The organism is Paraburkholderia sediminicola (assembly GCF_046027355.1).
Taxonomy (GTDB): Bacteria; Pseudomonadota; Gammaproteobacteria; order Burkholderiales; family Burkholderiaceae; genus Paraburkholderia; species Paraburkholderia sediminicola_B.
Window position 1 is genome coordinate 1 of record NZ_JAQQEK010000071.1, and the last position, 14,313, is coordinate 14,313.

The window sequence follows — 14,313 nt, forward strand, 5'->3', positions numbered from 1 at the left end:
TTGGCTTGGCTTGGCTTGGCTTGGCTTGGCTTGGCTTGGCTTGGCTTGGCTTGGCTTGGCTTGGCTTGGCTTGGCGTCGAAAGTATTTGCGGGTGCGCAGCGCTAATGCAATACGCTCGCAGCCAGGAACCGCAGCGGCTCGACTAGCCGCTAATCCTGTCGAGCGCGACCCCGCTAAGGCCTCGCGGCGGGCGGCGGCGGGTCCGTCACGAAACCGATCCGTTCAAGCCCGCTCTGCTGCGCCGCGCCCATGACCTGCGCGATCACCTCGTAGCGCGTGGAGCGCTCGGCGCGCAACTGGATCTCCGGCTGGTCGCTTTGCTTGCCCGCTTGTGCGAAGCGCGCGCGCATCTGCTCGAGCGTGATCAGGCTGCCGTCCCAATACAGCTTGCCGGCGGCGTCGATGGAAAGGGAAATGGTTTGCGGCGTCTGGCGCGCGGGCGCGGCCGCCACTTTCGGCAAATCGAGCCGGATCGCGTGCGTGAATAAAGGCGCGGTAATGATAAAAATCACCAGCAGCACCAGCATCACGTCGATCAGCGGCGTCATGTTGATCTCGGCCATGGGCGCGGCCGTCTGCTTTTTCTCGAGTCCGCCGAATGCCATATCGCCTCCTTCCGCCCGAGCGGCGCGCTTAGTGGGTCGAGGCCTGCTGGGCCCGCGCCGGCGCCTGCGTGTGGCCCTGCTCCGCCGGCGCGCAAACGTAGGCGTGCAGGTCGTGCGCGAAGCCGTCGAGTTCTTCCGTCAACTGCCGCACCATCCGTCCGAGCACGTTGTAGGCAAGCACGGCCGGAATCGCTACTACGAGGCCGAAGGCGGTCATGATGAGCGCCTCGCCAACCGGCCCGGCGACGTTTTCGATCTGCGCCTGACCGCTCGCCGCAATGCTGCCGAGCGCGTGATAGATGCCCCACACGGTGCCGAGCAGGCCGACAAACGGCGCCGTGCTGCCCACCGAGGCCAGCAACACCTGGCCGAATTCGAGCCGCCGCTGCGACGCGTTGAGCGCCTGACGCAGCGCCCGCAACACCCGCTCGCCGCGCTCGACGCGGGCGAGCAGCGCGCCCGGAATATCCACTTCAGACGCATGCAGCGCCGCTTCCGCCAGCGGCGTGAAGACCCGCTCACGATCCGCGCGCTTTAACGCCGCGACGCCTTCGGACAGCGTGGGCGCCTGCCAGAACAGCGCAATCGCGCGCGTGGCCTGACGTTTGGCGCGCGTGAGGATCCAGCTTTTGACGATCAGAAAGCACCAGCTCGCAATCGACATGGCCAGCAGCACATACGCGACGCCATGCGTGATCGCATCGCTGGTTTGCAGGTAATGGATGATGCCGCTGCTGCCTGCCATCTGACCTCGCCGTGGAGTAGTGATTTCAGGGGCGCGAACAAGGGGCGCGATGCCCCTTCGGTTCGCTCAGGACCCACTCAACGCAGGCCGAGCACGTCCTGCATGTCGAAGAAGCCGGTTGCGTGGCCTTCGAGGAAACGTACAGCACGAAGCGCGCCTTGCGCGTACGACAGACGGCTCGCCGATTTGTGCGTGATTTCGATGCGCTCGCCGATGCCCGCGAACAGCACCGTGTGATCGCCGACAATATCGCCACCGCGAATCGCCGAAAAACCGATCGTGGACGGGTCGCGTTCGCCGGTCACGCCTTCGCGGCTGTAGACCGCGCAGTCGTCGAGATTGCGGCCGAGCGCATGGGCGATCACTTCGCCCATGGTCAGCGCCGTGCCGGACGGGGCGTCGACCTTGTGACGATGATGCGCCTCGATGATCTCGATGTCGTAGCCGGTCGCGAAATGCTTGGCCGCGAATTCGAGCAGCTTCAGCGTGACGTTCACGCCCACGCTCATGTTCGACGAGAACATGATGGCGATCTTGTCCGCCGCGGCGCGCAGTTGCGCCTTCTGCTCGTTGTCGAAGCCGGTCGTGCCGATCACCATTTTCACGTTGTGACGCTGCGCCGCTTCCAGATGCATCAGCGTGCCTTCGGGACGCGTGAAATCGATCAGGTAGTCGGATTCGGCGAACACGCGCTCGACGTCGTCAGTCAACACGACGCCCGTCTGTTTGCCCAGAAACGCGCCGGCGTCCTGACCGAGTTGCGGGGAGCCCGCGCGATCGAGCGCGCCGGACAGCGTGGCGTCGGGATCGTTAAGGACTGTTTCGATGAGCATGCGGCCCATACGGCCCGATGCGCCAGCAATGGCAATTTTCATGGCTACGAGGGTTCGAAAGACAAAACCCGGCAAAGGCGGGCAAAAGCGGCGGCGGGCAGCACACCCAGGCGCCGCGCATGACTGAAAAAACGAAGAACCGGACAGACGCCTTGCGCGGTGCGGTTGCCCGCGCGCGGCGCCCGTCTTAAGACACGGACAGCGCGGTTAGCCGCCCGTTCCCGAAGCCGGAGAAGAGGTCAGCGGCGCGCTGTGCGTCGGGCTGCTGTTGCTGCTCTGCGGGCCCGTCGGTCCGACCGGATTGCTGTTGTCCGTGCCCGGATTCTGCGGCGGCGGCGGACGGTGGAACTGGAATTGCGGCTGACCCGCGGCCGTCGGGCCTTGCTGCGGGATGCCGCCGCCGTTGGCGGTCGGCGCGCTCGGCACGCTCGGACGCGCGTTGGGCGACAACTGCACCGCATTGGTCGCACGATTGGCGGCTTGCGCGGCTTCGGCGTTGGCGTCCGTGGACGGAACGCCCGCTGCGGCAGCGCCGGCAACGGTCGGCGAACGCGTGGTGTCCGGCACGACCAGCGTCGCATCAGCCGCCGGCGCGCTTGCGCCACTGGCGCCGCTCGCCACGGCCGCTGCGGCCTTCTTCTTGCCCGACTTGTCGCCGTCGATTTCAGCCAGCAACTCGAGGTTGGACGGCAGATCTTCGCCGCCAGACCAGCTGGCGACGCGGTCGCCCGCGAACATGACTACAAAGTCGCGCTGCTGCACGACGCTAGTCGAGCCGCGCTTGAAATAGAACACGTAGTCCCAACGGTCCGCGTGGAACATGTCGGTCAGGAGCGGCGTGCCGAGCAATTGCTTGACCTGAGCGCGGGACAAGCCGACCTGCATCTGTGCAGCCGCTTCTTTCGAGACGAAATTGCCCTGCACCACCGTGATCCGGTACGGCGTGATGCTTTGGGCAATGCGCTGTGTCAGGCTGTCGTAAGTGGAACATCCGGCAAGAACCGCGACAGTCGCAACAGCGATCAAGGTACCCCGCATGCGGCTCCCCCGGTAGATCAATTGAGATTTTGAAATCATTTCACTCACCGTGCGGGCCCGCTGACGAGCCGCGCGAGTTTCATTCCATCGAAGATGACCAGAACGGCAAAAACACATTACTATGAGAGCCCAGCATTGTACTCTAGGGATCCCTTGTCATGACCAATCCAACCGATCTCAAGAATATCGGGCTCAAGGCGACCCTTCCGCGCCTCAAAATCCTTGAGATTTTTCAGCACAGCCCGGTGCGCCACCTGACGGCCGAAGACGTGTACCGCAACCTGCTGCACGAAGAACTCGATATCGGTCTTGCAACCGTGTATCGCGTACTGACGCAATTCGAGCAGGCGGGCCTGCTCTCGCGCAGCAATTTCGAGTCGGGTAAGGCGGTGTTCGAACTGAACGAAGGGTCGCATCACGACCACCTCGTGTGTCTCGATTGCGGGCTCGTCGAAGAATTTTTCGACTCCGAGATCGAGAGCCGTCAGCAGTCCATCGCGAAAGAACGCGGCTTCAAGCTGCAGGAACACGCTTTGGCGCTGTACGGCGCCTGCACCAAGGAAAATTGCCCGCATCGCAAGCATTGACGCGGGCCCGCCGCGCTGGGGTGCGCGGTCAGGCGGGCAAAAAAAGACCCGGCCGATGCGAATCGGCCGGGTCTTTTTTCATCTGCGGCGCTGTCTCTTTGCGGGAACGATTGCGCCCCTATTCCACCAATTCCGCGTTCGCTTCGAACATTAGCCGCCACGGCTCCGCCAATGACAATTCGTCGCAATTAGGCTGCTCGCCGCCACGATCGACCACCACGAAATCGCTCACCCGATCGAGCGCGAGCAATGGGTGATGCCAGACGCCTTTCGCATAGTTCACGCCCTGCCACGCATCGGTCCAGAAGGCGCGCATCCGCGCCGGATCGAACTCGCCGGCCGGTGCGACGACCACCAGATAGCGGCCGGCAGTTAAGGGAATGAAAGCCTGGCTGCCGAGCGGATGCCGTTCCATCATCGTGATCTCGACCGGCAGCGCACGCGGCTGCGCGCGAAACAGGTTGATCAGCGGCCGGCCGCCGTTCTCCGTCACGTCGACCGTGGCCAGGTCGTGATAGCGCTCGGTCGTGCCGCCGTTGATGGCGAAATGCCGCGCGCCGTCCAGTTCGATGACGTCGCCGAACGGCGCGAAGGCCGCGCGCGTGAGGCGTTCCAACTGCAATGTCTTCATCGACGCCACTCCGTTATGCGATTTCGCCCCACAGGCGCAGGCGCGACACGCCGCCGTCCGGAAAGATATTGAAACGAACATGCGTGACCGGGCCGAGCGACGCGAGGTTATCCGCGAAGGTGTGGACGTGGTCCATCTGCAGTTTCTGTTCACCGAGCAGAACCGGCCAGAACATCGCCTGCGTGATGAGCGAATCGTCCGTGCCGCCCGTCACCGACGCGGCCTGCAGCGAACAGCGGTCCGGGAAGTTGCCCTTGAAGTGCGCCGTATCCACTTCGATTTTGCGGATCACGCCCGGCCGCGCCAACGCGACGATCGCCCAGTCGTTGCCCGGCTCGCGACGGCGCCGGGTTTCCCAGCCGTCGCCCATGTTGACGCCGCGGCCCGGCATCAGCATCTGCGAGGCCGGCCCGAAGTGCTGGTTGTTCGCCGCGACCAGATAGGCGCCGTTCTCGATCGCCGCCAGATCCAGCAGCGTGCCGCGCTCCACGCGCTCCCAATCGCGCTTCGGCTGGCCGTACACGCGCAGACGCGCGAGGCCGCCGTCCGGGTACAGATTCACACGCAGATGAGTGAAGGCGCGCGTGTCGCTCACGCCGACGTAGTGGTGCTGATTGCCCTGCAGCGTGGTGGCCGGCACGAGGGTTTGCCAGTCGGCGTTATCGGGCGGCACGTCGCCGTCCACGTAGCAGGCGTCGATCGACGCCGCCGGCGGGAAGTTGCCCGTGAAGTGGCTCGTATCCAGATCCACGCCGTGCACCACGCCCGGGTGCGCGAGGCGGATCACGCAGGAGTCGTGGCCGGTGGTGCGCTTGCGACGGGTTTCCCAGCCGTCCATCCACTTGCCGTGATCGTCGTATTTGCCGGGGATGAACACCGCCGGTTGCGGCTCGAGCATGCGTTCCTTCGGCGCGAAGAATTCGTCGCTGGCGAACAGCGCCTTCGCGCCGAGGCGCGGGTCGGCGAGGTTCATGTAGCGACGGGTGAAAGCGGGAGCGTTGGGGTCGAGGATCGGATTAGCCATAGTCTCTAGTCTCGGTCAGACAGCGAAAAAGTGAAGGAGAGCCGGCGTTCCTGGATCTGCCGGCGCTGGAAGCGCGCTGCATTGGCGCGCTGATTGGATACGGTTTCTCAGGTTCAGACGGCGTGAGCGTGTTCGCCGGCGGCGGGCTCGGCGTCGTCACCGGCCGGCACGTAGCGCAACGCCGCGTCGCGGTTCAGCACGCGATGGGCGCGCGCCCGGTCGATATCGTTTTCCCACACGGCGACCACCACCGTCGCCACGCAGTTGCCGATCAGGTTGGTCAGCGCGCGGGCAATGCCGACGAACCAGTCGACCGGCAGGATCAGCACCAGGCCGAGCACGGGGATCGCCGGAATCGCCGACAACGTGGCGGCCAGAATCACAATGGCCGAGCCGGGAATGCCGTGCGCGCCCTTCGACGTCACCAGCGACACCAGCACCACCACGATCAGGTCATGCACGGACAGCGGCGTGTTGGTGGCCTGCGCGATGAAAATGACGGCCAGCGTGAGATAGATGGAGAAGCCGTCGAGATTGAACGAGTAGCCGGTCGGAATCACGAGCCCGACGGTCGAATCCTTGACGCCCATCCATTCGAGCTTGCGCATGATCTGCGGCAGCACCGCATCCGACGAAGCGGTGCCGAGCACGATCGACAGTTCTTCGCGCAGGTAGCGAATCAGCTTGAAGATGCTGAAGCCGGCCAGACGCATGACGACGCCCAGCACAACGGCCACGAAGACGAAGCAGCTCACGTAGAACACGAGTACCAGCATGCCGAGTTGCTTGAGCGACTCGACGCCGTACGTGCCGGTGGTGAACGCGATCGCGCCGAGCACGCCGAGCGGCGCGAGCTTGATGATGAAACCCATCACGCGGAAAAACACCTGCGAGAGTTCGTCGATCAGGTTGCTCACGCGCTGCGCCTTATTGCCGAGCAGCGACAGTGCCGAGCCGAACAGCACGGAAAACACGAGAATCTGCAGGATGTCGCCGGTGGCGAACGCGTTGATCGCGGTGTCGGGGATGATCTTCAGCAGAAAGCCGGCCGTGTCCTTGAGGCTCTTCGCGTGCTCGGTGTACGTCGAGAGCGAAGCCGGATCCAGCGAGTGCAGATCGATGTTCATGCCGACGCCGGGACGCGTGACATACGCCAGGATCGCGCCGATCACGAGCGCGATCGTCGTCATCACCTCGAAGTAAATCACCGCCTTCAGGCCAACGCGCCCCACTTTGCGCAGGTCGCCCGCGTGCGCCATGCCGCTGACCACGACGCAAAAGACGATGGGCCCGATCACCATCTTGATCAGCTTGAGAAAGCCGTCGCCGAGCGGGCGCAACGATTGGGCGAAATGCGGAAAGACGGCGCCGATCACGATGCCCGCCACTAGCGCTATGACGACCCGGCCAAACAGCGAATTGAAAAATTTCAACACGGCTTCCTCCTGGTTTCGATTCACATCTGTTCAGACTGGTCCGACCAGTTCTGTTATCTCGAATAGTAGGAAGCCGATATACTGACGTCAAGGATTCATAGAACAGTGTTTACCCGCTGTTTTTCAAGCGGTTTCGGGTCGGATCGGCAGCGGCGAGCGGCAAGCCGTACGGGCGTTCAGACCGTGTATTACAATGCTGGTCAGACCGCGCTTTCAAGTGAGCCAACGATGAAAAACGTCCCGCACACCGTTACCGATGCCGCCATCGCGACCATCCGCGAACGGATCGAAGCGGGCGCCTATCCCGTGGGCAGTTTGCTACCGGCGCAGCGTCAACTTTCCGAGGAACTCGCGATCAGCCGCGCGTCGTTGCGCGAGGCGCTCTCCACGCTCGAAGCGCTCGGTTTGCTGGTGATCCGGCCCGGTAAAGGCGTGTACGTGGAAAGCGCGCAGGCCTCGGCCGCGCATGCGTGGCGCTTCGCGGAGCAGTCGTCGCTGCCGGACACCTATCAGATGCGCTTCGCGCTGGAAGGCTTTATCGCGCGCATGGCGGCGCTTGCGGTCAGCGAGTCAGACCTCGCCTGGTTCGAAGAAAACATCACGGCCATGCAAACAGCGCTCGCCTGCGACGAACTCGACGAAGCCGCCCGCCTCGACTACGACTTCCACATGCGGATCGTCAACATCGCCGGCAACGCGGCGATCGAATCGATTCTGAGCAGCAGCGCGGAGATCATGAAGGAAAGCCAGCGCATGCCGTTCTACCGGCGCGAACTGGTGCTGTCCACGTATAACGAGCATCGCGTGATTCTGGACGCGCTCAAGGCGCGCGATTCCGCCGCAGCCGGCAAGGGCATCGAGACGCATATCTCGAACGCCGCGCAGCGCGCCGGCGTGTATTTCCCGACGCCGCAGGCGTAGGCGTAAAAAAAAGCCGCTCCGGAAGAGCGGCTTTTCTGTGCCTTGGCGCCGCCGGCTCGAAGCCGGCTTTGCAGGGCATAGCGCACGAGGCGCGGTAACTTACTTCGCGTTGGCCAGCGCCACAGCCGTGTCCAGCATACGGTTCGAGAAGCCCCACTCGTTGTCGTACCAGCTCGACACCTTCACCAGACGGCCCGACACCTTGGTCAGCGTGGCGTCGAACGTCGACGAAGCCGGGTTGTGATTGAAGTCGATCGACACCAGCGGCGCCTCGTTGTAACCGAGGATGCCCTTCAGCGAGCCTTCCGACGCTTCCTTCATGATCGCGTTGACTTCTTCGACCGTCGTGTCGCGCGCGGCGATGAACGACAGATCGACCACCGACACATTGATCGTCGGAACACGAATCGCGTAGCCGTCCAGCTTGCCGTTCAGTTCCGGCAGCACCAAACCGACCGCCGAAGCCGCGCCGGTCTTGGTCGGGATCTGGCTGTGCGTGGCCGAGCGCGCGCGGCGCAGGTCTTCGTGGTACACGTCCGTCAGAACCTGGTCGTTCGTGTACGCGTGGATCGTGGTCATCAGACCGTTCACCAGGCCGATCTTGTCGTTCAGCGGCTTGACGAGCGGTGCCAGGCAGTTCGTCGTGCACGATGCGTTCGAGATCACCGTGTCCGATGCCTTCAGCACGTTGTGGTTCACGCCGTAGACGATCGTGGCGTCGACGTCCTTACCGCCCGGCGCCGAGATGATCACCTTCTTCGCGCCGCCCTTGATGTGCGCGCTCGCCTTTTCCTTGGTCGTGAAAAAGCCCGTGCATTCCAGCACGACGTCGACGTTCAGTTCGCCCCACGGCAGTTCAGCCGGGTTGCGATTGGCCAGCACGCGGATCTTGTCGCCGTTGACAACGAGGTAGTCGCCGTCCACCGACACTTCGCCCGGGAACTTGCCGTGCGCCGTGTCGTACTGCGTCAGGTGAGCGTTGGTCTTGGCATCGCCAAGATCGTTGATGGCGACGATTTCGATATCGTGCTTCTTGCCGTTTTCATAGAAGGCGCGCAGCGTGTTGCGGCCGATCCGGCCGTAGCCGTTGATTGCGACGCGAATCGTCATGGTCTATCTCCTGAGGGCTGAAAAAATACGTCCAGGTTCGTCTGACTGACCGCGTTGCCGCGCGTTCGCACGCCAGCGGCAACGCTTGATCGAAAATCAGCCGAGGGCGGCTTTTGCCGTCTCTACCACGTGCTCGACGGTGAAGCCGAAATGCTTGAACAGCACGCCCGCCGGGGCCGATTCGCCGAACGTGTCGATGCCGACCACGCCGCCTTCCAGACCCACGTACTTGCGCCAGAAATCCGTCACACCCGCTTCGATCGCGACACGGCGCACGCCATGCGGCAACACGCGTTCACGGTACTCGGCGTCCTGCTTGTCGAACACGGTGGTCGACGGCATGGACACGACGCGCGCCGCGATGCCTTCGCGCGCCAGCGGCTCGATTGCGTTCAGCGCCAGTTCGACTTCCGAACCGGTGGCGATCAGGATGATCTTGCGCGCGACGATTTCGTCGTTCCAGTCGCGCAGCACGTAACCGCCCTTCTCGATGTTGGCGATCTGCGCGTCGGTACGCTCCGAGAACGGCAGGTTCTGACGACTGAAGATCAGGCACGACGGGCCGTGGTGTTCGACCGCGTGGGTCCAAGCCACTGCAGTCTCAACGGTATCAGCCGGACGCCACACTTGGAGGTGCGGAATCAGACGCAGGCTGGCAACGTGTTCGACCGACTGGTGCGTCGGGCCGTCTTCACCGAGACCGATCGAGTCGTGCGTGAACACGAAGATCGACGGTGCTTTCATCAGCGCGGCGACGCGCAGCGCGTTGCGGCTGTAATCCGAGAACGTCAGGAACGTGCCGCCGAAGGCTTTGAAGCCGCCATGCAGCGCCATGCCGTTGATCGCGGCGCTCATGCCGAATTCGCGCACGCCGTAGTTGACGTAGTTGCCGGCGGCCTGGCCTTCGGCGTTCACACGCACGGGCTTGGCGGCCTTCCAGTTGGTCAGGTTCGAGCCGGTCAGGTCGGCGGAGCCGCCGAGCAGTTCCGGCAGCACGGCCGACAAAGCCTCGATGGCCTGTTGCGATGCCTTGCGCGTTGCGACGGTTTCCGCGCGTTCGTTCGCGCCGGCGATGATCGCCTTGGCCTTGTCCTTCCAGTCGGCGGGCAATTGCTTCGCGTCGCGACGCTTGAATTCAGCGGCTTCCTGCGGATATTTGGCTGCGTACGCGGCGAATGCCTTGTCCCAGTCCGATTCGTTGCGCGCGCCGGCTTCCTTCGCGTCCCATGCTGCGTAGACTTCCTGCGGGATCACGAACGGCTCCCACTTCCAGCCGATCTTTTCGCGCGTGGCCGCGACTTCCTTGTCGCCGAGCGCCGCGCCGTGCGAATCGTGGCTGCCGGCCTTGTTCGGCGAGCCTTCGCCGATCACCGTCTTGCAGCAGATCAGCGTGGGCTTGTCGGATTGCTTGGCCTGCTTGATCGCCGCGTCGACCGCGTCGACGTCGTGGCCGACCACGTTCGGGATCACGTTCCAGCCGTACGCTTGGAAGCGCTTCGGCGTGTCGTCGTGGAACCAGTGCACCACTTCGCCGTCGATCGAGATGCCGTTGTCGTCGTAGAACGCGATCAGCTTGTTCAGCTTCAGCACGCCCGCCAGCGAGCAGGCTTCGTGCGAGATGCCTTCCATCAGGCAGCCGTCGCCGACGAACACGTACGTGTGGTGGTCGACGATCTTCGCGTCAGGCTTGTTGAATTCGGTGGCGAGCAGCGACTCGGCGAGCGCCATGCCGACCGCATTCGCCAGACCCTGGCCGAGCGGGCCGGTGGTCGTCTCGACGCCCGGCGTGATGCCGTATTCCGGGTGGCCCGGCGTCTTCGAATGCATCTGGCGGAAGTTCTTCAGTTCGTCGATCGGCAGATCGTAGCCGGTCAGGTGCAGCAGCGAGTACAGCAGCATCGAGCCGTGACCGTTGGACAGCACGAAACGGTCGCGATCGGCCCATTGCGGGTTCTTCGGGTTGTGACGCAGATGACGCGACCACAAAGCCACGCCGATTTCGGCCATGCCCATCGGCATGCCGGGGTGGCCGGAATTCGCTTTTTGAACGGCGTCCATGGCCAACGCGCGGATTGCGTTGGCCATCAAGGAGGTGGGTGCGGGAGACGGGGTCGTCATGTCGAGTCCGGAGACAGAGTCAGAAAGCGGTGCGCGCTTGAGGCCCGGATGCTCGAATGCCGGTTCACTTCGGCGCACGATGCGGCGCCAGGAGACGCGAAACGGGCAGAGCAAACGGACAAGGCTGAAAGCGTGACATTCTAACAGAACGTTGACCGCGACCCGCTCCGAAAGCCGCCTGGCCGTGCGGCTCGGCGCGCCCGCCGAGGCCACGCCGTGCTTCGGCCTTTACAATTGCACAACCAGAACCCACTGCACGCCGGATGCAGCCACGCACGGAATCGACACCCTGATGCATTACGACGCGGCCGCGCACGCCGGACTGGCCTCGGCATCCCGCTCAGTGCGCGATAAACTAAGTCAATTCTTAAAGCCAGCAAGCTAACGCGTGGGCAAAATGCACGGTTCCGCCGGATTGCGCTATCGGCATATCGATACGCGAACTTCCGCCTGGACTCGCAGCATGTGCCCCGCCAACCTCACGATCCGGAGAATCCCATGACCGCCTCCCGCCCAGCCGGTGTGCCCTGGTTGACCCCCTATCTGACGGTGCGCGATGCACGTGCCGCGTCCGCGTTCTTCTCGGCGGCGTTCGGCTTCGAAGTGCGTGACAGTGTCCAGGACGACGGTGTCGTCATGCATGTCGAGATGACCTATCAAGGCCAATTGATTGTGATGTTCGCTCCGGAAGGCGCGTTCGGCTCGGCGGCGAAAACACCCAAAAGCGCGGGCGCAATCGCACCGCAATCGTTCTATGTCTATGTCGACGATGTCGACGCGATTTACGCGCGGGCGCTGGCCGCCGGCGCAAAATCGCTGAGCGAGCCACAGGATCAGTTCTGGGGCGACCGCTTCGCCCAGGTCGAAGACCTGGACGGCTACCGCTGGGCGCTCGCTCGCCACCTTTCGTGAACCAATGAGTATTTTTCTGATGCCACGCTTTTTCGTCGATAAGCCTCTTAAGCCCGACGACGTCATGCCGCTTCCCGATGACGTCGTTCGGCATGTGCTCGTGCTGCGCCTGCAGCCAGGCGATTCGATCGTCCTTTTCAACGGCGAAGGCGGCGAATACAGCGCCGAACTCGTCGAAGTCGAAAGGCGCTCGGCCATGGTAAAAATCCGCGAATTCCGCAATATCGAGGTCGAGGCGCCGTATAAGCTCACGCTCGCGCAGGGCATTGCCGGCGGTGACAAGATGGACTGGCTGATCGAAAAGGCCGTCGAACTCGGCGCCTCCTGCTTCGTGCCGTTGACCACCACGCGCAGCGTCGTGCGTCTCACCGGCGAGCGCGCGCAGCGGCGGCATGCGCACTGGCAAGGCATTGTGCGGGCATCGTGCGAGCAGTGCGGGCGCAATCGCCTGCCGGAAGTGATGCCGGTGCGCGAAATCGCCACCTGGCTCGGCACGATGTCCCGCACGCCCGAAGAAGGCGACTTGCGTATCCTGCTCTCGCCGCGCGCCAGCATCAGCTTTTCCGCCTTGCCCGCCGAGCCGCCGAAAGGACGCGTGACGGTGCTGGTGGGCCCGGAAGGCGGATTTTCCGCGACCGAGGAAGCGGCGGCGACCGATTACGGTTTCACCGCCGTCGGCCTCGGCCCGCGCGTGATGCGCACCGAAACTGCCGGCATCGCGGTGCTCTCGGCGCTGGCCGCCGGCTGGGGCGGGTGGTAAGCCGCTCGCGTGGCGCGCTGGCCGCTTCGATGAGGGCGGCCAAGCCATGTTGTCGGCAGCAGCAGCAAAGCAAAAGGCCCGCCAATTGGCGGGCCTTTCTTCTGCTTAGCCTAAACAGGCAACGTTCAAGCAAAAAACTCAAGCGAACGAGTAGAAGACCCGGAACGCGACCTTGCGCTCAGCCCAAAACTCCGCGGCTTCGCGGAACACGTCCAGTAGCGTTTCGCGCCCTTCCTTGTCGAACTTCTGCGCGACCGGCAACTGTTCCAGCACGATCACGAAGCCCGGCTGCGCACCCGCCTTCTGAACCAGATCGGTCAGGCAGTCGTAAAGCGCGTCGTAATTCTTGCCGAAGTGTTTCGGAAACAGGAACGACGTCGCGATGGTTTCGAGCACTTCCTGCTTGGACTGCGCATTGGCGCAATACGCATAGAGAAAATGCTGGCCGAGCTGGTTGGCCTCGTCGGCGAGATCCTGCACGCGGAACGCGCGGATCGACTGTACGATGTTCGGTCGTACGGTCTTGAAAAGACTCATGGGCTCCTCGTTCGATGAAACCACAGTGCCTGCTTCGCTCTGGTTCTCGCGGCCCTGATCGCCGGCGCGCATCTGCATGACGCGTTGGAACAAATTGCCGTCGCCGGCCGCGAAAAGATCCGTCGCGACTCCGGAGTCGTGCGCGTAGACGTTGTCGCTCATGCCGTTCATCCCGATGTCATTCAACAATACGATTAAAACTGGTGTAGTGGTCGTCCGAGTAGTAACAACTGTCGGTTCGCTTCAGCGGACCTCCGCAGACGATGCGACGCGCCCCGCGATTACGTGAGCGAGGCGTGGGAACGGTGTATTCGTGGTAATAGCCGCGCCGATGGGCCGGCAGCAACCGTTCGCGATTGCCGAATACGATGCCGTCCTTCTCATACGGGTAAGGCCCGCCCGCGGCAATCAAGTTCAATGTATTGACCGCTTCACGTGGCAACTGCGTTAGCGCGATGGTGCCCTGCAACTGCGCGTCCGCATCGGCGGGGGCCGTGGAGTCGCGCGCAAACGCGCCAGGCACGGGGCCGGATAGAGCGCACAGCGTAACAGCACCGATCAGCACGCCTTTCATGCGTTGCCACTTGCGTGCCATGTATCAGGGTTCCCCGCTGTTAGATCACGAGTTTGACGACCATGAAAGTCGTAAGGGTATCGCTAATGGCCCCCAGAATCAACGTTCGCCGGGCGGCCGACATCCTCCGATCAGGCGCGAATGGGCCACCGGCGCGGTTTTGACGACTTTTGACAGAATATTTAGCTTAGTCAAGCTAAACTTAGCTCGACGGTGCGAATCGAGGTGATGGAGGCAAGTAGGGAGCGGACGGCAGGCCGCTTCGCATGAGTCTGCAGACATTTTGATTCCCCGTGGCGAGGGTCTTAAACCCTTGAACGCTCTTGAAGGCGGAATCTTGTCTGATTTGCCGTTTTTTGGGTGACATTCCCCTGTTCACCCTCGGGCGTGCCCATTGCGGGCGCGCCTTTTTTTTGCATGACGCGCGGTCTTGAAACCGGCGCCATGCTTCGTCTGGATCGCGGATTAACGGGCCGCGATC

General features: G+C 63.3%; 15 protein-coding genes. 4 read left to right on the forward strand and 11 right to left on the reverse strand.

Going from position 1 to position 14,313, the window contains the following annotated elements; all coding sequences use genetic code 11:
- Positions 1 to 174 precede the first annotated feature (174 nt).
- From PQR42_RS44790 to PQR42_RS44805, 4 genes are all read right to left on the reverse strand, one after another.
- Positions 175 to 606, reverse strand: a complete 432-nt coding sequence (locus PQR42_RS44790) for an ExbD/TolR family protein (protein ID WP_408390788.1) — start codon at positions 604 to 606, stop codon at positions 175 to 177.
- A gap of 28 nt (positions 607 to 634) precedes the next feature.
- On the reverse strand, positions 635 to 1,351 hold the full coding sequence (locus PQR42_RS44795) for a MotA/TolQ/ExbB proton channel family protein (RefSeq protein WP_408216264.1): 717 nt from the start codon (positions 1,349 to 1,351) through the stop codon (positions 635 to 637).
- A gap of 77 nt (positions 1,352 to 1,428) precedes the next feature.
- On the reverse strand, positions 1,429 to 2,226 hold the full coding sequence (gene dapB / locus PQR42_RS44800; protein ID WP_408390791.1) for a 4-hydroxy-tetrahydrodipicolinate reductase: 798 nt from the start codon (positions 2,224 to 2,226) through the stop codon (positions 1,429 to 1,431).
- Between the two features lie 165 nt (positions 2,227 to 2,391).
- Positions 2,392 to 3,222, reverse strand: a complete 831-nt coding sequence (locus PQR42_RS44805; protein ID WP_408216269.1) for an outer membrane protein assembly factor BamE — start codon at positions 3,220 to 3,222, stop codon at positions 2,392 to 2,394.
- A gap of 158 nt (positions 3,223 to 3,380) precedes the next feature.
- Here PQR42_RS44805 and fur point away from each other — a divergent pair, with 158 nt between their 5' ends.
- Complete coding sequence (gene fur, locus PQR42_RS44810; protein ID WP_012434340.1) at positions 3,381 to 3,809, forward strand: ferric iron uptake transcriptional regulator; 429 nt, start codon at positions 3,381 to 3,383, stop codon at positions 3,807 to 3,809.
- Positions 3,810 to 3,927: 118 nt separating this feature from the next.
- Here the strand turns inward: fur and PQR42_RS44815 are convergent, their stop codons facing one another.
- The 3 genes from PQR42_RS44815 to PQR42_RS44825 form a co-directional block, all read right to left on the reverse strand.
- Positions 3,928 to 4,440: an ureidoglycolate lyase gene (locus PQR42_RS44815; RefSeq protein WP_408216272.1), complete on the reverse strand. Its 513-nt coding sequence runs from the start codon at positions 4,438 to 4,440 to the stop codon at positions 3,928 to 3,930.
- Between the two features lie 13 nt (positions 4,441 to 4,453).
- Positions 4,454 to 5,464: an allantoicase gene (gene alc / locus PQR42_RS44820; protein WP_408390793.1), complete on the reverse strand. Its 1,011-nt coding sequence runs from the start codon at positions 5,462 to 5,464 to the stop codon at positions 4,454 to 4,456.
- Between the two features lie 113 nt (positions 5,465 to 5,577).
- A complete protein-coding gene (locus tag PQR42_RS44825; protein ID WP_408216277.1) occupies positions 5,578 to 6,900 on the reverse strand; it encodes a C4-dicarboxylate transporter DctA in 1,323 nt (440 codons plus the stop codon).
- A gap of 228 nt (positions 6,901 to 7,128) precedes the next feature.
- On the opposite strand from PQR42_RS44825, the gene PQR42_RS44830 reads away from it, so the two are divergent.
- A complete protein-coding gene (locus PQR42_RS44830) occupies positions 7,129 to 7,821 on the forward strand; it encodes a FadR/GntR family transcriptional regulator (RefSeq protein ID WP_408390795.1) in 693 nt (230 codons plus the stop codon).
- 99 nt (positions 7,822 to 7,920) lie between these two features.
- Here PQR42_RS44830 and gap read toward each other — a convergent pair whose 3' ends face one another.
- A complete protein-coding gene (gene gap, locus PQR42_RS44835) occupies positions 7,921 to 8,931 on the reverse strand; it encodes a type I glyceraldehyde-3-phosphate dehydrogenase (protein WP_012434345.1) in 1,011 nt (336 codons plus the stop codon).
- A 96-nt stretch (positions 8,932 to 9,027) separates the two neighbouring features.
- Positions 9,028 to 11,049 carry a transketolase gene (tkt, locus tag PQR42_RS44840; RefSeq protein WP_408216283.1) on the reverse strand — a complete coding sequence of 674 codons (2,022 nt, stop codon included), beginning with the start codon at positions 11,047 to 11,049 and terminating at the stop codon, positions 9,028 to 9,030.
- 498 nt (positions 11,050 to 11,547) lie between these two features.
- Here tkt and PQR42_RS44845 point away from each other — a divergent pair, with 498 nt between their 5' ends.
- Together PQR42_RS44845 and PQR42_RS44850 are read left to right on the forward strand one after the other, a co-directional pair.
- The gene (locus PQR42_RS44845; RefSeq protein WP_408216286.1) at positions 11,548 to 11,961 is read left to right on the forward strand and encodes a VOC family protein; all 414 of its coding nucleotides are present in this window, start codon (positions 11,548 to 11,550) and stop codon (positions 11,959 to 11,961) included.
- A gap of 19 nt (positions 11,962 to 11,980) precedes the next feature.
- On the forward strand, positions 11,981 to 12,721 hold the full coding sequence (locus tag PQR42_RS44850) for a 16S rRNA (uracil(1498)-N(3))-methyltransferase (protein WP_408216475.1): 741 nt from the start codon (positions 11,981 to 11,983) through the stop codon (positions 12,719 to 12,721).
- A 138-nt stretch (positions 12,722 to 12,859) separates the two neighbouring features.
- Here the strand turns inward: PQR42_RS44850 and PQR42_RS44855 are convergent, their stop codons facing one another.
- Together PQR42_RS44855 and PQR42_RS44860 are read right to left on the reverse strand one after the other, a co-directional pair.
- Complete coding sequence (locus PQR42_RS44855) at positions 12,860 to 13,420, reverse strand: barstar family protein (protein ID WP_132373051.1); 561 nt, start codon at positions 13,418 to 13,420, stop codon at positions 12,860 to 12,862.
- A 16-nt stretch (positions 13,421 to 13,436) separates the two neighbouring features.
- Positions 13,437 to 13,853 carry a ribonuclease gene (locus PQR42_RS44860; RefSeq protein ID WP_408390797.1) on the reverse strand — a complete coding sequence of 139 codons (417 nt, stop codon included), beginning with the start codon at positions 13,851 to 13,853 and terminating at the stop codon, positions 13,437 to 13,439.
- Positions 13,854 to 14,313: the final 460 nt, after the last annotated feature.

Coding starts and splice junctions, on each gene's coding strand:
- PQR42_RS44790 (WP_408390788.1), bottom strand. CDS start 606: ATGGCATTCGGCGGACTCGAGAAAAAGCAGACGGCCGCGCCCATGGCC.
- PQR42_RS44795 (WP_408216264.1), bottom strand. CDS start 1,351: ATGGCAGGCAGCAGCGGCATCATCCATTACCTGCAAACCAGCGATGCG.
- dapB (WP_408390791.1), bottom strand. CDS start 2,226: ATGAAAATTGCCATTGCTGGCGCATCGGGCCGTATGGGCCGCATGCTC.
- PQR42_RS44805 (WP_408216269.1), bottom strand. CDS start 3,222: ATGCGGGGTACCTTGATCGCTGTTGCGACTGTCGCGGTTCTTGCCGGA.
- fur (WP_012434340.1), top strand. CDS start 3,381: ATGACCAATCCAACCGATCTCAAGAATATCGGGCTCAAGGCGACCCTT.
- PQR42_RS44815 (WP_408216272.1), bottom strand. CDS start 4,440: ATGAAGACATTGCAGTTGGAACGCCTCACGCGCGCGGCCTTCGCGCCG.
- alc (WP_408390793.1), bottom strand. CDS start 5,464: ATGGCTAATCCGATCCTCGACCCCAACGCTCCCGCTTTCACCCGTCGC.
- PQR42_RS44830 (WP_408390795.1), top strand. CDS start 7,129: ATGAAAAACGTCCCGCACACCGTTACCGATGCCGCCATCGCGACCATC.
- gap (WP_012434345.1), bottom strand. CDS start 8,931: ATGACGATTCGCGTCGCAATCAACGGCTACGGCCGGATCGGCCGCAAC.
- tkt (WP_408216283.1), bottom strand. CDS start 11,049: ATGACGACCCCGTCTCCCGCACCCACCTCCTTGATGGCCAACGCAATC.
- PQR42_RS44845 (WP_408216286.1), top strand. CDS start 11,548: ATGACCGCCTCCCGCCCAGCCGGTGTGCCCTGGTTGACCCCCTATCTG.
- PQR42_RS44850 (WP_408216475.1), top strand. CDS start 11,981: ATGCCACGCTTTTTCGTCGATAAGCCTCTTAAGCCCGACGACGTCATG.
- PQR42_RS44855 (WP_132373051.1), bottom strand. CDS start 13,420: ATGAGCGACAACGTCTACGCGCACGACTCCGGAGTCGCGACGGATCTT.
- PQR42_RS44860 (WP_408390797.1), bottom strand. CDS start 13,853: ATGGCACGCAAGTGGCAACGCATGAAAGGCGTGCTGATCGGTGCTGTT.